Source organism: Ruminiclostridium cellobioparum subsp. termitidis CT1112, from assembly GCF_000350485.1.
GTDB lineage: Bacteria > Bacillota > Clostridia > Acetivibrionales > DSM-1351 > Ruminiclostridium > Ruminiclostridium termitidis.
In genome coordinates, this window is record NZ_AORV01000026.1 from 191413 (window position 1) to 210327 (window position 18915).

General features: G+C 43.9%; 14 protein-coding genes. 5 read left to right on the forward strand and 9 right to left on the reverse strand.

Annotated elements, in window-relative coordinates:
• Positions 1-19 precede the first annotated feature (19 nt).
• From CTER_RS08170 to CTER_RS08180, 3 genes are all read right to left on the reverse strand, one after another.
• On the reverse strand, positions 20-2317 hold the full coding sequence (locus CTER_RS08170; RefSeq protein WP_004624879.1) for a glycoside hydrolase family 97 N-terminal domain-containing protein: 2298 nt from the start codon (positions 2315-2317) through the stop codon (positions 20-22).
• Positions 2318-2505: 188 nt separating this feature from the next.
• Positions 2506-4254, reverse strand: coding sequence for a cache domain-containing sensor histidine kinase (locus CTER_RS08175; RefSeq protein ID WP_004625008.1), 1749 nt, complete (start codon positions 4252-4254; stop codon positions 2506-2508).
• Entirely contained in the window at positions 4251-5819 is a 1569-nt protein-coding gene (locus tag CTER_RS08180; RefSeq protein ID WP_004624754.1) for a response regulator, read from the reverse strand. The genes CTER_RS08175 and CTER_RS08180 overlap by 4 nt, the downstream gene beginning before the upstream one ends.
• Before the next feature lie 377 nt (positions 5820-6196).
• Between CTER_RS08180 and CTER_RS08185 the strand changes: the two genes are divergently transcribed.
• Genes CTER_RS08185 through CTER_RS08200 form a run of 4 tightly spaced genes read left to right on the forward strand, consistent with a single transcriptional unit; the run spans position 6197 to position 10946 of the window.
• A complete protein-coding gene (locus CTER_RS08185) occupies positions 6197-6982 on the forward strand; it encodes an ABC transporter permease (protein WP_242834946.1) in 786 nt (261 codons plus the stop codon).
• Between the two features lie 6 nt (positions 6983-6988).
• Positions 6989-7912, forward strand: coding sequence for a carbohydrate ABC transporter permease (locus tag CTER_RS08190; RefSeq protein ID WP_278245906.1), 924 nt, complete (start codon positions 6989-6991; stop codon positions 7910-7912).
• A 56-nt stretch (positions 7913-7968) separates the two neighbouring features.
• Positions 7969-9279, forward strand: coding sequence for an alpha-glucosidase/alpha-galactosidase (gene melA, locus CTER_RS08195; RefSeq protein WP_004624886.1), 1311 nt, complete (start codon positions 7969-7971; stop codon positions 9277-9279).
• A 50-nt stretch (positions 9280-9329) separates the two neighbouring features.
• The gene (locus tag CTER_RS08200) at positions 9330-10946 is read left to right on the forward strand and encodes an extracellular solute-binding protein (protein WP_004624921.1); all 1617 of its coding nucleotides are present in this window, start codon (positions 9330-9332) and stop codon (positions 10944-10946) included.
• Between the two features lie 486 nt (positions 10947-11432).
• Here CTER_RS08200 and CTER_RS08205 read toward each other — a convergent pair whose 3' ends face one another.
• The 5 genes from CTER_RS08205 to CTER_RS29045 all read right to left on the reverse strand — a co-directional run bounded on the left by CTER_RS08205 (position 11433) and on the right by CTER_RS29045 (position 16440).
• Entirely contained in the window at positions 11433-12401 is a 969-nt protein-coding gene (locus CTER_RS08205) for a radical SAM protein (RefSeq protein ID WP_040760546.1), read from the reverse strand.
• 74 nt (positions 12402-12475) lie between these two features.
• A complete protein-coding gene (locus CTER_RS08210) occupies positions 12476-13639 on the reverse strand; it encodes an MFS transporter (protein WP_004624836.1) in 1164 nt (387 codons plus the stop codon).
• Between the two features lie 54 nt (positions 13640-13693).
• The gene (locus tag CTER_RS08215) at positions 13694-14953 is read right to left on the reverse strand and encodes a type III PLP-dependent enzyme (protein WP_004624937.1); all 1260 of its coding nucleotides are present in this window, start codon (positions 14951-14953) and stop codon (positions 13694-13696) included.
• A gap of 3 nt (positions 14954-14956) precedes the next feature.
• On the reverse strand, positions 14957-16336 hold the full coding sequence (locus tag CTER_RS08220; protein WP_341349513.1) for a DUF6271 family protein: 1380 nt from the start codon (positions 16334-16336) through the stop codon (positions 14957-14959).
• The gene (locus CTER_RS29045; RefSeq protein WP_278245908.1) at positions 16318-16440 is read right to left on the reverse strand and encodes a hypothetical protein; all 123 of its coding nucleotides are present in this window, start codon (positions 16438-16440) and stop codon (positions 16318-16320) included. The genes CTER_RS08220 and CTER_RS29045 overlap by 19 nt, the downstream gene beginning before the upstream one ends.
• A 654-nt stretch (positions 16441-17094) precedes the next feature.
• Here CTER_RS29045 and CTER_RS08225 point away from each other — a divergent pair.
• Entirely contained in the window at positions 17095-17850 is a 756-nt protein-coding gene (locus CTER_RS08225) for a response regulator transcription factor (RefSeq protein ID WP_004624920.1), read from the forward strand.
• 416 nt (positions 17851-18266) lie between these two features.
• Here CTER_RS08225 and CTER_RS08230 read toward each other — a convergent pair whose 3' ends face one another.
• Positions 18267-18836, reverse strand: a complete 570-nt coding sequence (locus tag CTER_RS08230; RefSeq protein ID WP_004624867.1) for a hypothetical protein — start codon at positions 18834-18836, stop codon at positions 18267-18269.
• Positions 18837-18915 lie beyond the last annotated feature (79 nt).

Below are 18915 nucleotides of genomic sequence, written 5' to 3' on the forward strand. Positions count from 1 at the left end.
TTTTCCTCCAAAAAATGTACTAAGGTACCAGAATACCTATGTTGTCGATATCAGGCGCCCAATCGGTATAGGAGAACTTAATCTTGTTGCTGCCAGCGTTCAAATACATGTCTGTAGTATAGCTTCGAACAACATTCCAGCTTCCTGAATCCAGCCTCAATTTAAGCAGTGTGCCAGGTCCGCCGTTTACGCTGTAGTTGATCCACCTCTCATCGGCTGCCAGATAATTCAGCTTTACTTTGTATGTACCCGGTGTCGGTACCGTCACATTGAATTCCACAGTGGCTGTTTTGCCCAGGTTGCCGACTTTTTTGCCGTTGGAGCAGTTGGCGCAGTCTGCAACAGAAGCACCGCCGGCAAGAGTAGCGTTTTCCGCTTCATAGTAAGTATAAGGATCCTGGGGCATACTTGGTACTGTAGTCTTTGAAATCAAAATGGCGCAGCCTCCGGTTTGTAAAAGGGGAACCGTCAGCGTTGAAGCTGCTGTCACTGTACTTATCTCTTTACTTATGAATTCTCCCGTGGCCCCGTCCTTATAAACATAAGCCGTGTAGCTGCCGGGATCAAGGTTCAGGCTTGAAAGGGGAATAGTTATTGTCCTCGCGCCGTCGGTTATGGCCCCGATATACCAGTCCGAACCGCTGCGCCTTGCCATAACGGCGTAATTCCCCGGATAACCGTCAAGGAGCTTTGTCTCTTCCCATGAAGCCGGTATAACCCGCAAAAGCTCAGTACCTTTCCAGTTTCGGTATATGTCTATTGAGTCGGCATAATTTTGAATTTTAGATTCATAAACAATAGACAACGCCAGCTGATGGCCCTGTGTTGTGTTTTTGTTGGTGTTACTAAGAGCAGCGGGTGTGTAATCCATTGAGCCCAGCACGTTTCTTGTGAACGGCAGCACGCAATTGTGATAAGCGGTTGGAGCCGGTGGCCAATACAGTTTATAGTGTTCGGCGCCAAGCACCCCTTCCGAACTGATTACATTTGGCCAGGTACGCTCTTCTCCTCCCGGTTTTGTGGAGTTGTGAAAAAATACCATGAGTTTAAGCTCGGCGCAATAATCGGCTACCGACTCCAGAAAGCTCATCCCGACCTGAGAGTCATTTTGCGTCATGTCCACTTTTAATCCTTTAACGCCCCAACTTGCCCATTTACGTATGTTCATCCTGCTCGCACCATATGGGGTATGGACATACGGGCTTGCCCATATGAAAATGCCCACACCCTTTGCCGCGGCGTATTGGCACAGTTCAGCTACAGTACCGTCGGTCCATTTCGCCCATCCCGCGTCAACTGTGACATATTCCCATCCCATTGAAGCTGCAAAATCCACATAATCCTTTTGGCGCTCATAAGAATAAAGCACCTCACGATATCCTTCCGGAACATTCGGGTCGCCGAAATAATCCTCACTCCACCACGACCATGCGGCTATGCCGGGTTTTATCCAACTGGTGTCAGTGATTTTTGACTCCGGATTCAGGTTTTCCACAAGGTTTGAATTTACCAAATCGTTAAGATTGTCAGTTATTATCACTGCCCTGTAAGGAGTCTGAAAAGGCAAAGCAACTTCAAGCTTTGTTCCGTACTGGGCCTGATCGGGTGCGTATGCAAGCTTCATGTTCTCTCCTGCGCTCCCTGTAAGAACCGACGGGCAATAAGTACCATCAGCGTTATACATATTCGCTTCTGTAAATAAAGCCCAATAAGAGTTGTTGCTAATCGACGCCAAAAAAGGCATTGTAACCGTACTGGTATCTAACGTTGCGGGACCGTAATATTTCCAGGTTCCCTCATAGGTATTTACCCAGGGGTACCCCCATCCGCCTGTTCCGTCAGGAAAATTGTATTCGGTATATTCCTTTTCGATGTATGTCGCTCCCGGCCCGGGAATATAGTATCTGAAAGCGAATCCGTCATTATATGCCCTTATGTATATTTTAAGCTGGGCCGAGCCTTGCGAAACGACATATTCCCTTTGTACCGCGTTATCCTGGTACAAACTTTTTTTACCGCCTGGTATAGAATAGGTATTGTTCCACGAGGATGTGCCGGTTGATACGAACGACATTCCCGAGTAGAAATCCGTATTGCTGGTCTTAATGCCCAAACGCGATTTTTCGACGATTGTCGAACCATTTTTTGTAACGGTGTAGAATAACTGCCCGCCTTCCAGGTAAACAGTCGCCGTGAGTGAGCTGTCAGGCGAGGATGTCGTATACTGTGTCCCGGCATCAACCGCTAAAACTGAGGGAACAGAAATAAGTATAATAGACAATGCCAGTATTAAACTTACCACTTTCTTCAATAACATTTTTACCCCTCCTCATTATTTTTGACAGTGTAAATCGATTTACGCCTGGGTTGCATTGAACATGCCATCAATCAAGGGTTCCAGAGCTTTTGGAAATAAAAAACAATGCCCCCATGGTTTGATTATATCTCTTATTTATCAATGTTCAATAACTGGTATTTACGATACGTAACTCAAACCGACACAGTTTATAACTTTTTGTGGAGTGGAATAACTATGGTTACTTTTGTACCTTTTCCTAAAAGGCTGGTTATGGAGACACCGTACTCTTCACCATAAGATAGCTTGATTCTGCTGTCAACATTGCTGATACCATATCCTGCGGACAGTTCATGACGGGAAATCGATTCCAGTACCTCCTCATGAATCCCAATCCCGTCATCCTCCACCTCAAAAAAGATAGCCTGGTCATTTCGAAAAATACGGACATAAACATTCAGCGGCTGGTCATCATCTCTGATGGCATGATTTACGGCATTTTCAATAAATGGCTGCAGCATCAGCTTCAAAGTTTGATTTTCACAAACAGCCTCATCCACATCCCAGTGAAAAAGAAACATATCTTTAAAACGCATATTCTGCAGTGCCACATAATGCTTCGTTATCTTTACTTCCTCACCGATGCTGATGTATTCTTTGCCTTGATTAAGTGAAATTTTATAAAACTGTGACAGGTGATTTATAAATTTACCTACTTCATTGCTGTCACCACGAAAAGCCAAAGAGGATATACCTGCCAGAGTATTATAAAGAAAATGGGGATTGATTTGGCTTTGAAGCAGATGCAGTTCGGCCCGTTTCCTTAAAATCTCCTTTTTGTAGGCTTCATTAATAGCCTCATCCAATCTTCTGGCCATTATGTTGATTGAAGCTGACAACTGACCCATTTCGTCGGTACTGGTAATTTTGGCCTGATAAGAAAAATTATTATCAACAATCATTGATATTTGTCTGTTCAGCACTTTCAATCTATGGGAGAAGTGTCTTGAAATCAATAGCAGCAGCAGAATTGAAATCACAATACACAGTATGGAAATCATTGCAATTTGATTGGACGACTTTGCAGCATCGGACAAAATGCTGCTCAGCGGCACTATAGTTACGGTTCTCCAACCGTTAATCATGTCATTATAAACAATCATTACCTTTTTGTTATTAACTGTTGCCGTCTGTAAAACATTATCCGGTTCAGAAAACACTTGGACTCCCAAAACATCCTCAAGTTTTGCAGAAAGCAGCTCCTTGTTTTTAGTGGATATGATTACACCATTCTCATCTGTTATGTAAATATCTTTTTGACGGGACTCATTTTCAATTTGTGAGTAGAGAACATATTCAGGAATATCAATTACCAGATAAGCATACGTATAGTTTTGATTGTTGAAATTAAGTGCCCTGCCAAGTGAAAAAACAGTTTCTCCCTTGGTATTTACAGACGTACCCTTATACAGGATATTTCCATAGGACGAAGGGTCAGCCAGCCAAGCAATTGTACTTGTGTCCGGTGAAATGTGATGAACAAATTTACCATCGGTAGGGATTGTAAGATTATGTGTATACAATGAAATATTGTATACCGAACTGTTAGCCACCAGCAGGCTGTACATCAGACGATTTATATACTGATAGGCAGTTACAAAATCATAGTCCTCTTGATAATCCCTTGTCAAATACGACTTCAAGTTGGTATCTGTGTAAACAATGGAGGATATTTGCATGTATGTTTCGAGGTTCTTGTTAATATTGGAACTGATTTGCATGTTCATATTCTTTACACTCTGGTATGTCTGGCTAATCAATATTTTTTTCGTATTGGTGTAAGAATAAATCGAGGTAATCAGCAGGGGGAGAATTCCAGCCACAAGCATCAGAATCAGTTTGCCCATCATGGGCATATTCATAAACGGATTTAGAAATCTGATAATTTTCCTTTTCATTTTTTTATACGGCTCCTGTATTGCTGCGGTGTAATCCCGTACCTTTTAAAGAATTGCGAACAGAAATATGATGGATTTGAATATCCTACTCCCAGAGAAATATTTCTTATCCGTTCGATAGTGTTTTGCAGCATTTGAGTGGCACGTTCCATGCGTAAATTAGTTATATATTCCAGTAAGGTTTCACCTGTATATTTTTTAAAAATAGAACGTATATAGTTTGGAGAATAATTCAGATATTCACCAAGACCTTCAACTGTAAATTGTTCGTGATAATGTGCTTCCACATAACGCTGCACGCTGTTTATGATATTCTGGCAGGGATCAGCTTCCGCCTTGTTCACTATCTCATTCACAAGCTTCAGAATCTGTGTCTGTGTTACATCCTGAAGCAGACTGATACTTTCAATATGTGTAAGGTGCCTGAACAGTTTTGGTTTATCCTCCATATAATTGACCAGCGCTTTATTTGGGGATACAAAAACAGTATAAATATAGTCCAGCAACTCAAAAGTACGATTATATATATTGCCTTCAACTTCAACATTAAAAAAAGCTGCCAGCCACTCGCTGATTCCAGCTGATTCACCGCGCTGCATAAACTGCAATAAAAGTCCTCTGTCTAATGTACCTGCCATACGCACAGCAGCGCTTTTTTTATAAGCTATGACCTGTTCTATTTCATCTGCCGACTTTATATGACCTGTACCTATATGATGAACATGCCAGTCTCTAAGTTGGCATAAACGGCTGTATTCACTCTGAATTCGGGATACATGAACAGGTTTTTCCAAAAAACATATTGTAATGTATTCCTGTACATCCTCATTTCTCTTTTTCCAGTCATGTATCACCTCCCAGGGCTGCAGATATGAAATAAGCAAATACACACCTTCCTTTACGGTGATGAAGATGGCATTAAGCTTCTCAACCAATTCCGAAAAAAGCATTCGAAAATCATTTATAGTAAAAATACAGGTATCTTGATATTTAGTTATATATGATATTTCATCAACAGTAACCAGTGCAATGCAGTAATCGGTATTCTGTTTTTCAGTGCTGAAGAATACATTAAATAGCTGGCGGAATTCATCGGCTTTTTTGTTCCAGTTATCCTCTGAATTCAAAACCAATATTTCACGTACCTGTTCTATTGCTATGGTAATATCGTTGGATTTCTTCTGATTCTCTGCATCACATTTACTTTTTACCACTCTCATGAGGGTATGCAATTCGTCAATATCCACCGGCTTTAGCAGATAATCAACAGCCTCTACATGAAATGCAGCCTTTAGATACTCAAATTGATTGTACCCGCTTAAAAAAATGATACGTGTTTCCGGATAATATTTGTATACCTGCTGAGCAAGTGCTATACCATCCATAAATGGCATTTTTACATCAGTAATAAGTACATCCGGACGAAACCGCTCAACCATTTCCAGACCTTCACGTCCATTCTTTGCAGCAGCAACAACCGTAAACCCCAGTGATTCCCACTGTACCTGTCTTTCCAGCAGCTCAAGCTCCAAATATTCATCATCTACAAGTACGACACTGTACATAATGCACCCCCTGAACATAACGTCTTTTCTTGTAATGCATATTGCACAAAAATTTTCCGTTTATGCTTGTGCCAATTATATAGTTCGCTGATTTTTATGTCAATAACCTGTTTTACTCATGTGTTTGATTGAGGTACAAATCGTTAAAACACGTTATTGTTATATTAAAAAAACACTGCTAATCTTTAAATAAATCTTAAAGATTGTTCCGAAAGGAGTGGCTTACTATAAATACACCAAATACACCATTACGGCGTAAAATCTGGCAACACAAATATTACTATTTAATGATTGTACCTAGCTTTATAGGAGTACTGCTATTTTCATACGGACCTCTCGCCGGGCTGTATATGGCATTTGTGGAGTACACTCCGCAAATGGGCAACTTTTGGTCTTCTCTTTTTCATAGCAAGTTTGTAGGCCTGCGGTGGTTCGAATTCTTTTTCTCAGGTCAGGATTTCATCAGAGTCATGCGTAACACTTTAGCTTCAAGTGCACTGACACTGACAATAGGTTTCCTGGTTCCTATTTTCATTGCCATATTGCTCAATGAATGTAAAAACCTTTCATTCAAAAAATTAGTGCAGACATCCTCCTACCTGCCATATTTTGTTTCGTGGGTAATTGCCTCAAATATAATTGTTACATTATTATCCTCGAACGGAGCCATTAATCAGCTTCTCATGGATCTGGGCATAACCCGCGAAAGCATTTTGTTTTTACAGGAAGGCAAATATTTCTGGTGGGTAATTGCCGCCTCCAATACTTGGAAAGATATGGGCTATAACGCCATCATTTATCTTGCGGCGATCAGCGCTATAAATCCGGAATTATTTGAGTCTGCGTCGGTGGATGGTGCAGGACGTCTGCGGCAGATCTGGAATATTTTGCTTCCTGCTATTAAGCCTACCATGGTGATACTTTTAATCCTCAATGTGGGGAATCTTCTCAATACCGGGTTTGACCAATATTTTCTTTTAGGTAACAGCATGACCCGGGATTTTTCGGATGTAATAGACACCTATAGCTTCCGCTATGGAATTCAAAACAACATGTACTCATATGCAACAGCCGTAGGACTATTTAAATCAGCAGTTGCCTTTATCCTGGTTATTACCGTAAACAGGATTGCCAAGAAATTTGAGACCAGTCATCTGTTCTAATAATACATGCTGAACAGAACTTTATGGGGGATATTTATGTATATGAAAAACAAAATTCCGAATATCACAGGTAAAGTATTTGTTTACCTGATGCTTACAATACTGTTTGTGGTGACTTTCTTCCCGTTTTGGAATATATTCGTACTTTCTCTGAATGAGGCCGGGGACTCCCTTCGTGGTGGCATTATGCTATGGCCAAGGCACTTTACTTTTGAAAGCTATATAACAGTGTTTCACAATGAGGAGATCTTTGCCGCTGCTAAAGTTACCATACTGAGAACTCTGACAGGTGTTCCTCTTACATTACTTAATATTGCTTTATTGGCATATGGGTTAAGTAAAAAAAGCATGCCCGGAAGAAAGCCACTTACGTTATTCTTTATCTTTACCATGTATTTCAGCGGTGGACTAATCCCATCCTATATGGTAATCAAGTCATTGCATCTGACCGATAATTTCTGGGTATTTATACTGCCGGGACTGGTCAATGTCTTCTGGATGCTTCTGGTGCGTACTTATATGGAGGGCTTACCCCCTGAACTCGAGGAATCTGCCAGGTTGGATGGCGCTAATGATTTACTGATTTTTCTCAGGATCGTTCTCCCCCTGTGCATACCGGTATTAGCAACCATTACCCTGTTTTCTGCAATCAACCATTGGAATTCCTGGTATGACTCCTATATTTACACCAACAAAAAACAATTAGTCACTCTTTCGGCTGTATTAGTGCGAATCCTTAACCAATATCAGACGGGAAATATGCTGTCTGATGCCCAGCAGCTTGCGGCAGGTGCCAAGAGGATTCCTGTATCAAGTGAAACTATCCGTATGACTGTAACCGTCGTTGCGACGCTTCCTATAATCATAGTCTATCCGTTTTTACAGAAATATTTTATAAAGGGCATGATGATAGGTGCAATCAAGGGATGACGGTTACATAAAAACTACCCAAAGTATGATTTAAATAAAAGGAGGATAACAAAATAATGCCCACTATTACTTTTATCGGTGCAGGAAGCTCAATATTCGTCAAAAACGTAATCGGCGATTGTCTGCAGACACCCGCACTGGCTGATGCACACGTTAAGCTGTTTGATATTGACCAGCAAAAACTGCAACAGTCCGAACGGCTGATGCTTAACCTTAATGAAAGCCTTGGAAACCATGCGCGCATTGAGGCGTGCACCAACAGATTGGATGCCCTGCGAGGCGCGGATTACGTCATCAACGCAATAGCTGTCGGTGCATATGACCCGTATATTATCGCTGATTTTGAAATTCCGCAGAAGTACGGCTTGGAGCAGACTGTAGCTGATACTCTGGGTATTGGAGGACTATTCCGGGGCCTCAGAACAATACCTGTTATGCTGGATATTGCAAAAGATATGGAGGCCGTGTGTCCCAATGCATGGCTTCTTAATTACACCAATCCCATGGCTATTGTTGCAGGTGCGGTACAGCAGGCAACGAGTGTGAAATGCGTGGGATTGTGCCATAGTGTGCAAAGTTGTGCCAGGGAACTGCTCGAAGGATTGGGAATGCCGCTTGACGGTGTGACCTGGCGCATTGGCGGAATTAATCATCAGGCATGGTTACTGGAAATCTGCCGGAATGGTGCGGATATCTATCCCGAAATCAAGCAGAAGGCTTTTGCCCGTACAGATGATCATAATGATTTGGTACGATATGAATTTATGAAAATGTTCGGTTATTTTGTGACCGAATCCAGTTCTCATGGTTCGGAATACGTGCCCTATTACCATAAGCGTGCATATCCGCAGCTCAAAGAACGCTACCACCTCCCCACCAACGGTTACAAGAACTGGGGTAATGGAAAGGCAGAATATTGGGCAGAGGTTGATCAGCTGATTAACAATAAAAGTCTGACTCATACAAGAAGTCATGAATATGCTTCGTATATCATGGAATCTATGGAAACAAACATTCCTTTTGAAATTGCCGGCAACGTGCTAAATACAGGCAGATTTATTCCCAACTTACCTGATAAGGCCTGTGTAGAGGTACCATGCCTGGTTAATGCAAATGGAATTCAACCAACTTATTTTGGTCCACTGCCTGAACAATGTGCAGCACTCAACCGGACTAACATAAATATGCAACTGCTCACAATAGAAGCTGCTTTGACAGGAAAACGGGAGCATGTTTATCATGCCGCAATGCTGGATCCTCACACATCGGCTGAGTTAAGCATTGATGACATCGTAAAAATGTGTGATGAGCTCATGGCTTTAAATAAGGAATTTTTACCCCCTGCCATGTTCTTAAATGCAAAATAAGTTAACAGGCAGGTGGTAACCCGCTAAAAATAAAAAATGGAGGTAATATTATGAAACGTAAGCTTTTATTAATCTGTACATTTGCCGTGACCCTACTATTTGTACTGACCTCCTGTGGTACGTCTCAGCAAACTGCCGATACTGCCACAGGTACCTCAAATACATCAGAAAGCACAACACCGCTTTCCACCGAACCAATTACACTGACCTTCTTTGACAAGAACACAAGCGATGCTTTTGACAACCCCGTAGCAAAAAAGATTACTGAGAAAACCGGCATCAATATTGAGATACAGCAGCCTACCGGTAATCCGGAGGAAAAGCTGAGCCTCATGCTGACCAGCGGAGATTTGCCGGATGTTGTGCTTATGGACAGAAGAAGTGATACCGTTAAAAAGTATATAGCTGCCGGTGCACTGGTGCAGCTGAATGACCTGATTAATAAGTTCGGGCCCGATATAACTAAGATGTATGGAGATGTACTCACAAAGAGCCGTTATACTGACGGGAAGAACTATTATCTCAACAACTGGTATGGAATTGACCCTGATCCCGACCGCGGTATCAATATGCGCATGGATCTACTGGAGGAATTGGGATATGGCGAAAAGGCTGCCAAAGGCGACTATTTCACACAAGACGAATTCATAAAGATTCTTACCGACTTTAAAGAAAAATATTCAACTGCCGGTAAACCTGCCATTCCATTCACTATTAACGGTGAGTATATGGAAACAGTTATGAGTACCTTCCGCGGCATGTACGGTATGAAAACTTATTATGAAGACGGCGACAAGATACTTCTGAGCGTCCGCGACCCACATTATCTTGAAATGGTTAAGTTTATCAACCAGTTGTATCTTAAAGGCTTGCTTGATAAAGAATGGGCCGTAAATAAAGAGGATATCTTTAAACAAAAGCTGAGCAGCGGCCAGGTTCTCGCCTCCAACGGCGGACTGCCCAGTGATGTCAACGGAATATTCCTGGAAGATGAAGGAAAAGACACAAACAAGCAGTTCTATATGTTTAAGGTCGTCGCTCCCGGAATAGATCCCAGCAAAACCACTTTCAGCCCTCGCAGTTCACTTGGCTGGGATGCAATAGGCATCACAGTAAAGAACAAGCATCCCGAGGAAACAATCAAGCTGTTTAATTATCTGGCCAGTGAGGAAGGACAATACTTGTTAATGTGGGGCGTTGAAGGCGTACACTGGGATATGGTTAACGGAAAGCATACACCCAAGCCTGAAATTATCCCCGGATTCAAGGATAATTGGGCCGAGTATTCCAAGAGTACCGGTATCCGCAAATGGTCATGGTTTATAAAGAACGGTTACGGTTCCGACGGCACTCCCTATGACCTGGTTACCAAATACGATGTTGACAAGATCACCCAGCATGCCCGTATATCCATGGCAAATTCCACCTGGGATACCGCCCCCTATGACAATATAGGTCCTGCGGGCGGCACTCAGGAAGCATTAATTGAACAGAAATTGAAGGATATTATGGATTCCGGTTTTTCAAAAATGGTATATGCCAAGTCATCGGCAGAAGTGGATACAGAATACCAAAAAATGCTTGGTGAACTGGCTGCCAATAAGGCTAACGTAGTTGAAGATCTATATACCAAAAACTATAAGGCTCAGTTGGCATTATGGAAATAGGTAATACCCCTATAAAAGGGCTGTAAATAATTTCGTATAATATAAGCATGAAAGAATATCAAAAAATTAATGGTATCTTTCATGCTTCTTTGCTTAATCCATGGTTCGTTTATTATCTTATTCATAGGGACTCCTTGTTTAAATCATACTGATCCCTTCAAAAGTTTATGGTTAATAATAAATCACTAATTATTAATTATAGCATATCACAATGCATTTCTCTCTAAGAACCATGTTGACTCCTCTAAAGAACACGGCTTTAGGTAAATCTGTTATTTCCCAGAGATAATATTAAATTATTTGCAACAAAGTAAAACTCTCATCTGTTTCTCTGATAAATCTGAAAATGCAATATCAAAATATTTTTGTAACTGCCTATAGTCGCTGGATTTATTTGTCCTTCACATGATTTAAAAAAGAATCACATTCAGAAATACATTGCCTCCGGTGACACAAACTCTTCCACCGGGTGTAAGGAGCCACATTTTAAAGACTCTCCTTAACAAACTGCTCCGGCGTTATGAATACTGCGTCTTTGTTTTGCTTCGCATGTTCCTGCTGTTTGATGTCGTAGTCAAGACGCCACCAACCCGTCGCCAACGGAGGAGGTGTTTCCACTGATGCAAAATCGATGTCCTGGTCCAGCAGCTCTTCCGGGTTTTCATGGTGTGCCGCCATCTCCTGCCGGATTTCAGCTTTAGTGAGCTGCTTCGCAGGTACCCGCTGGCCAATGTTGCCCAAACAGTACCGGCATGCCTCTAGAGGTGTGGATTCACCGATGTAGCGCCTCAGATCGGCCTCAAGGTCCCGGCTTTCAAAGAGATCCACATATTCCACCGGCTCATTCACACTTCGCCCGGCGAGACTCATCCTCTTCGAAAGAGAATTACTGCGGGAGCAGCGGAAATACTTTCCCTCGTAAACGGTGTGGCAGTTTACGGCAGAGAAGCAGGAGCGAAAAACCGTATCCACGGCCTGGTCGTTTTCGATCCGGTTGTTGACCAGCATCTGCCGAAACCCTGTAACGCGGTCGTAGACGATTTTCGTCCCATGGTCCCCGGCCCGGGCTTCCATTTCGGCAAGGTCGAACGGCAGCCGGACACCCAGATAGAGGCTCACCACCATACAGTCCGTAAGATCGAATACCTCATCTGAGATCTTGTTGAGGAGGAGGCCGTTTGTCAGGATTACGATGCCGTCTGCCACACCGCTTCTGCGCGCGATCTGAAGGATCTGGGCCAGATCCGCATGCTGAAGTGGCTCGCCGCCGGCAAACCGGATCTCATCAGCATGGAAGACCGGCGCCAAACGCTCGACATCTCTCATAAACTGGGGCACGGACAGAAACTTCTTTTGCATCCAGGGGGATGCGTGATCACAATGTGCGCACTTCAGGTTACAGTGCGCTGTCACTTCGAAACTGACGCTGGGATGTTCGATTCTGGTCATTTTCATTTTACCTCCATACATATTCATTTTACCTCGATACGTACTGTTTCTACTGAAGCGGCTGATGAAGCGGCTGACAGTTATATCTTGGGTTCAGAGTCCTTGCTGCTCGACCAGTGAATCCGGGTCGCAAAAAGAGAGACAAGACCGGCCGACAAGGCGACGAAGCCCATTCCCCAAACCAGACTGCCGACATTTGAAATTAATCCAATCACCGGCGGACCTGCCAGGAGACCGGTCTCTCCCATCGATGCAACCAATGTCAACGTGTCCGGACCTTTTTTTGCGGCTGCGACATAGATGCAGGGAGTCACAGCCGCCATACCCAATCCAACACACGCAAACCCGGTCAAAGCGGGGACCGCTCCTCCCAGCAACAGGGCGAAAGCCAGTCCAAAACCGGCCAGCACGCCGCCCCACATAACGACACGTCCATCGCCCCAGCGTGTGCGCCAACCGTCTGCAAACAGGCGAGCCAGCACCATCATTATTGACACGACTGCTATGCCCATAGGCGCTATCTTGGCCGACATCCCGGCATTCTCCACCAGGTACAGGGCCGACCAGTCATTCATGGAGCCTTCTGTAATTGTGCCGAAGAACAGAGCGAAGCCGATACACAACGTAAGCCGGGATGGCAGCCTGAACCATGTACTTTCTTCCCTGGAAGCCTTAATGTCTTCGCTGATCAGTCCCCCCTTCGTAAAGATCATGAGCAAAAGCAAGACGACGAGCGCTCCGATGAAATGTGTCGAAAGGTTGGCCGTAAAGTGCATGACGCCTGACGAAAACATGGCCGCGAACAGGGACCCGAAGCTGAAGGTTGCATGCAGCTTCGACATGGTGTTCTGCCGGGACTTCACTTCAAGCGCAGCCCCCTGAGCATTCATCGCTGCGTTCAATAATGCACATGCGACTCCGTCACAGAACATAGCGAAAATCGCTATGGGATAGTTTGGTACCCATGCCAGCACGGGCAGAAACACACCGAGCACAATAGCCGACAAATAAATAACCCGGCGGGAGCCCAGTCTATTCATCATAATTGCCACAAGAGGGAAGGACAGCGCCGCACCTAAACCACAGGCGAGAAGGAGCATGCCAACTTGCGCCGCATCCAGGCCCAGATTCTCCTTGATGGCCGGAAGACGCGACCCCCACGTGGCATATTGGAAACCCAGGAAGAAAAATAGCGCACCAATAGAAACCTGAGACTTGAACCATTGACTGTGAGATCCGAGCATGTTAACCCTCCTTGTCAGCTTTGTTTGAATCACTTTTCTTTATGTACCTTACCTTTATTTTTCTAAACCTCCGTTTAAGCGTCGAGTTTCAAATTCCGGCAAGAGCTGCCGCATAGGGTAGCGTGTACCGGTACGCCAACTGTTTTCCTTATGCTGCACTGTAGTGGTCAACAGCGGCTCGAAACCGTTGAAGCCTTTCATCATGTAACTTATCGAGTATGCTCCGCACGAGAGTATCCATACAGGGTCGCCCGACTGGAGATCCCGGGGAACGTAAATGAGGCCGTTTTCATGCGGGAATACGTCATCGCTATCGCACGTCGGACCTGCGATCATGGCCGGCACATATTCGGCGGCGGCATTAGAGGGAAAAACCAGCCTGAATTGCAGTGCGTCGGTCTCATAGAGACCGCTGAATTTACCGCAGCTTATGTACAGCCAATATTGGCGCTCACCATTCGGCAGCTGCCTGGTTGTCATACGGATTACCTGCGCCTTGATGGCACCCTGGTCTGCGACAAGATAGCGGCCCGGCTCGATGATAAAGTGCAGATCTTTTCCCGCAGCTCGCTTGATTTCCTTCATACCGGTGCGAATAGCGGCGAAGATGTCGTTCAGCGGCGGCACAAGGGATCTTCCGCTCCGGTCGGTATAGCCCAATGCCGGCAGGCCGCCGCCGAGGTTTATGTAGTTCAGTATAATACCTTTTGCGCGCAGGCTGCACACTGTTTCAGCCATGGCACTGAGGGCCTTTTGCCAGCCTTTTGCCTTCATTTGCTGTGATCCGACGTGCACTGAGAGCCCGGCGGCATTCAGCCCTCTGGACTCAGCCCTTTGCAGGATCGCCAGAGCGTCGGTTCCTGAACATCCGAACTTCCGGCTCAGTCCCCACAAAGCGCCGTCCCCATCGGTGGAGAGGCGGCAGAAGACGCTGGCCCCGGCAGCATATTCGGCTATTGCTTCCACGTCTTCAAGACTGTCGGTAGCAAAGTCCCGTATGCCGAGGCGGGAGGCCTCAGCAATCTGCTGATTCGACTTGATCGTGTTTCCAAAGTGCACCCTCTCCACGGGCACACCCGTCCGAAGCGCCTGTTGAATCTCATTGAGACTGGCGGCATCGAAGCCGGCGCCCCTCTCTGCGAGAGCAGCAAGAACTTCGTCCACAGGGCAGGACTTTAAAGCAAAGCGGATCTCAACTCCAGGCAGCTCACTCCGCAGTGAGTCATACTGCATACGGATGCCTTCCAGGTCGAAGATGACACAGTTCGTTGCTGCCGCAGCCAGTGCAGCCCGCATTCTTCTGTTCTCTATCATATTTCAGCATCCCCCCGGTTCAAGATGCGAGGGTCCTATATCGACGCAGCTATTATACAGTCCGGCTTCCGAAAGACAGGTCATCTTGCTCGCATTCATAAGTGAAGCCCATACCTCCATGAGCACGCCAAAGTCGTTTATATCCTGCTCAGCCTTCAGGAGCAGCTGTTGCCGTTGTCCTGCTATCAGTTCGGCAAATGAAGCATATCGTCCACCCAGTCTGGTATAGGCATCAGTGAGCACATTCAGCTTATGTTCATTTTCTCTTTTGTTGAGCTGCAAACTCTGCCGGGTCATTTCGATGATGGGAGAAATCGATATGTGATGTCCCGGATCGAGCATAGCTTCGCCTGCTCTTGCCATGTTTTTATAGATATCATGAAAGTAGAGCATCGAGAGAAAGAACTTCGTCAGTCTCATATGATAAGCCATAAAACCGGCATCGGTCTTTCTTTCCCGGGTATAGAAATTCTCTATATGTCTGTTGTGGCGCACGCCCGGCAGACAGGCGCATTCTACGGCATGCATCAGGAAATAGTCGCTGCCGATTGTATCGGTAGCAGGCGGCAGCGGAACATCTTCGTGCACCTGATAAAAACTGATGTTGCACATGTCTATATTCATTGGATCGACAATGGAAAGGGTTGACCGGTCGTGAGTGAATTTGTCGGTACCGCAGCCCTTGAAGGAAATGTCGACGAGTTTGCGTTTCTCCTCCGGTGAGCAATGATTATCCGCCCATAGGCTGACAATGTCGTAATAGATCTCCCGGTCGAGCGCATAGATATCCCCGATATCCACCGACATTTCACCAATAAAGGAGCCGCCGACCATGGAAACGGGCTTACTCTCGTGTATGGGGTCAAGCAACACTTCAGAGACTGCTGCTTTCGCATCACCGGCCTTTTTGCCAAGTGAAAGGAGTTCTTGATGGATCGGGAACACGGTTGTGCCGTTGACAACTTGATAGCGGCTGTCTGAGTCTCTGCGATGAACCGAATCACATCCCAGGCTGCTGCTGATCAGAAATGCGCGGTTGGTGCAGGCACCATAAGAGACTCCATCAGGCAGCATAAGCTCCAGTATCCCATCCGGGCCGTTGATGCCTGCGCAGTCTATGATCTTCCGGAGATGGTGTTTCTGCGCTGCCGAACTGAGATGCACTGGTATGACATTTTTGTATGGGGGAAGGTCCCGGGTGGCCCGGAAGTTCCTGTAAAACGCCTCGCCATCACATGTGTCTAAAATCAAGAGACATACTTCGACGCCGAAGTGACGAACCGCATAGTCCGCCTCCTCCGCCAGCAAAGATATAGCAGCAGCGCACTCCCGATTAGTGGGAAGTGCCAGGCACACTCTGCGAGTCATAAGCTGCACCCACATGCTTTAAGAGATTCACTGAAGCTGCCCCGCGGCAGTCCCGGTTCAGATATGTTTTTATCAGCATGGATGATGACACCGGGATTAATGAAAAATATTTCTGACATAGTTAGTCTCCTTTCTCTTTTCGCCATCAAAAAGCAGGCAAAACAATCGCGTTAATATCTAAATTCGGAAGTATACTTTACCTTAAGAAAAGTATACTAGGCTTTCATTTTAAAACACAACTATCCACCTGGACATGTAAATTCCCAGCATCAAGCAAAGAATCGACATATTTATAGTCAAAAGTATAAATATGTTATCCATAATTGTAACTTTCTACAAATTATGTCAATCTTTTTAAGTGTTTTAATATTTTAGTACTGTTATATAATTAATTCTGTTGCAAGTTAGCTTTTAATGTCACTTACCATGAAGTTCGTTACATTAAATTTGATATAGATTCAATATGAAAAATCATTATTCAAGCATTCTGTAAGGAATGAAATGGACTTTGAGAATTGAAAAACCTCCTGTTATGATTAATGTGTGCCTTGCAAACGCACAAAAATCATAAAATCCAGGAGGTAATCCGCAAATGAAGTACCACAATGTACGAAAACTGAAAGCAATAGCACCAAATACACTGATTGTTGGAGTAGATATAGCAGAAAAGATACGGTGGGCAAGGTTCATTGATTATCGTGGTTTCAAATATTGTGATAGGAGGCTATTTATATGAAGAATGATCCTTTAATACTTGAAGAAATTTTGTTGTCATGGAGAAGGTGCGTAAAAAGAGGTTTGATTACAACTATTGGTGCCCCAATGGTACATATCGGAAGAACTGCACTCCAGCAAAGGTTACTGTTAAAAAAAAACTATTATTGCTGTACAATGACTCTATCAGTGAAGTAAGCAGTTATATTTCAGTACAGTGTTTATATTTTTTATGCGACAGCGACGGAATCATACTGGCCGAAAACAATATGGCAGCCGGCGATACTCCATTCAAACCAGGCGTAATTCCCGGAGCATCCTTTTTAGAAGAGAGTGTTGGCACAAACTCTGTTTCTTTATGCATGACGTTGAATAGACCGGTCAATATTCTGCCCCAGCATCATTATTGCGATCTTTTATCGGAATGTTATGAATATTGCATCCCCTTAGACTATAATAGCGAAACAATAGGCTATATTGCCGTAATCACAACAAATCAACCAATAAGGCCGGAATTGATTGCTATCACAAATCTTACCAATTATAAAATATGCAACGAATATCTCAAGTTCGAAAAGCAAAGCATCCTTGATAAAAATGCACCTGAAAGATTAAACGATAAACAGATAGAGATTTTAAAACATATGGCTAAAGGCCTCACAGATTACGCTATTTCAAAGGAAATGAAATTAAGCATAAGTTCTGTCAAATACCATAAACACAACATATTTCAAAAGTATAATGCCACAACCGGTACACAGGCAATTGTCAAAGCGATTAAGTTCAGCAATCTATCTTTAGATGACATTACATGAAAGTCGCTTCGATTATTTTACCTATGGAATGGCACATATTAGACCTTGATGTGTATAGCAAATAATTTTATAACCTGTTTCCAAATTATCTGATAGTACGAAAGAGTCCCCTGATACCGGTAACCGGTAAGGCCTCAAGTAAAATCAAGGGTTTCAGGGCTCCGGCCTTGAAACCCTTTTTGATGCTTGCAAAAGATAAATTGGTCTAAAGTGCTGTATGGCACTCTATCTTTAGCATAACGCACATCATTTCTATATTGTTTTTACTCGCCAAGCGTAATCAATTTGTTTTTGAGTACTTTAATAATTTTACCCATATATACCGTTTGACTTCCGATTATGCTCATTACGGGCAAGCCTACATACTCGTAAAATTGGATTTTGAAAGCTTCGCATTATGCTTAGTAATAGCCGAGTCAATCGAGAACTTGAAAGGTAAACTTGCAGGGCTTTTCACCGTTTGTATTAAGTGGTGATGAATTGATTTCTTTCAATTTCAGCTTTACTCCCAAAGCGTTTTGATAGTGATATAAAAAGTGTCCTGCACAACAACCGCAGTATGTAGGAGAAACAGAAAAAGGCTGTTTCAATTTCTTAATCGAACTACAGGAACAAGTGGTTTTACCCGTGTGAACACCGTTTTGATAGCCGCCAAATGTAATCGTAAATGTACCATCGTCATTCAGACAAGGCGACATCATATATTGAATACTTGACATCAATGCAAGTTTTTCAGAAAAAGGTTTCTCCGTGTGTTCCAAGGCAAACGCCTTACTGTCCTTGTCACGCTGACCTCCCTTGCAACAGCCTTGTTTTTCCATAATTGAAAGACATTGCTCCCTTGTCAGCAACTTATCCATTTTGTCAATCAGAGAAGTAATATTATGCGGATTATTGCAGTCAGCTTCAAAGTCCATTTGTTCCATAATCTCGCCATTGATTTTCTGCTTTTTCATTGTGTCTCTTATCTTTTTTAAAGTCGGCATTTTTATCCCCCCTCAAAATATAAATAATCTGCATTACAAATTCCTGTTTGTCATCAAAATATTACCTCGCGCTATACTT

Excerpts from the sequence above, each read along its gene's own strand:
- CTER_RS08175 (WP_004625008.1), bottom strand. The coding sequence starts at position 4,254 with ATGAAAAGGAAAATTATCAGATTTCTAAATCCGTTTATGAATATGCCC.
- CTER_RS29045 (WP_278245908.1), bottom strand. The coding sequence starts at position 16,440 with ATGTCAGAAATATTTTTCATTAATCCCGGTGTCATCATCCATGCTGAT.
- CTER_RS08230 (WP_004624867.1), bottom strand. The coding sequence starts at position 18,836 with ATGCCGACTTTAAAAAAGATAAGAGACACAATGAAAAAGCAGAAAATC.
- CTER_RS08215 (WP_004624937.1), bottom strand. The coding sequence starts at position 14,953 with ATGATAGAGAACAGAAGAATGCGGGCTGCACTGGCTGCGGCAGCAACG.
- CTER_RS08210 (WP_004624836.1), bottom strand. The coding sequence starts at position 13,639 with ATGCTCGGATCTCACAGTCAATGGTTCAAGTCTCAGGTTTCTATTGGT.
- CTER_RS08205 (WP_040760546.1), bottom strand. The coding sequence starts at position 12,401 with ATGAAAATGACCAGAATCGAACATCCCAGCGTCAGTTTCGAAGTGACA.
- CTER_RS08190 (WP_278245906.1), top strand. The coding sequence starts at position 6,989 with ATGCTGAACAGAACTTTATGGGGGATATTTATGTATATGAAAAACAAA.
- CTER_RS08225 (WP_004624920.1), top strand. The coding sequence starts at position 17,095 with ATGGAGAAGGTGCGTAAAAAGAGGTTTGATTACAACTATTGGTGCCCC.
- melA (WP_004624886.1), top strand. The coding sequence starts at position 7,969 with ATGCCCACTATTACTTTTATCGGTGCAGGAAGCTCAATATTCGTCAAA.
- CTER_RS08185 (WP_242834946.1), top strand. The coding sequence starts at position 6,197 with ATGGGCAACTTTTGGTCTTCTCTTTTTCATAGCAAGTTTGTAGGCCTG.
- CTER_RS08220 (WP_341349513.1), bottom strand. The coding sequence starts at position 16,336 with ATGTGGGTGCAGCTTATGACTCGCAGAGTGTGCCTGGCACTTCCCACT.
- CTER_RS08200 (WP_004624921.1), top strand. The coding sequence starts at position 9,330 with ATGAAACGTAAGCTTTTATTAATCTGTACATTTGCCGTGACCCTACTA.
- CTER_RS08180 (WP_004624754.1), bottom strand. The coding sequence starts at position 5,819 with ATGTACAGTGTCGTACTTGTAGATGATGAATATTTGGAGCTTGAGCTG.
- CTER_RS08170 (WP_004624879.1), bottom strand. The coding sequence starts at position 2,317 with ATGTTATTGAAGAAAGTGGTAAGTTTAATACTGGCATTGTCTATTATA.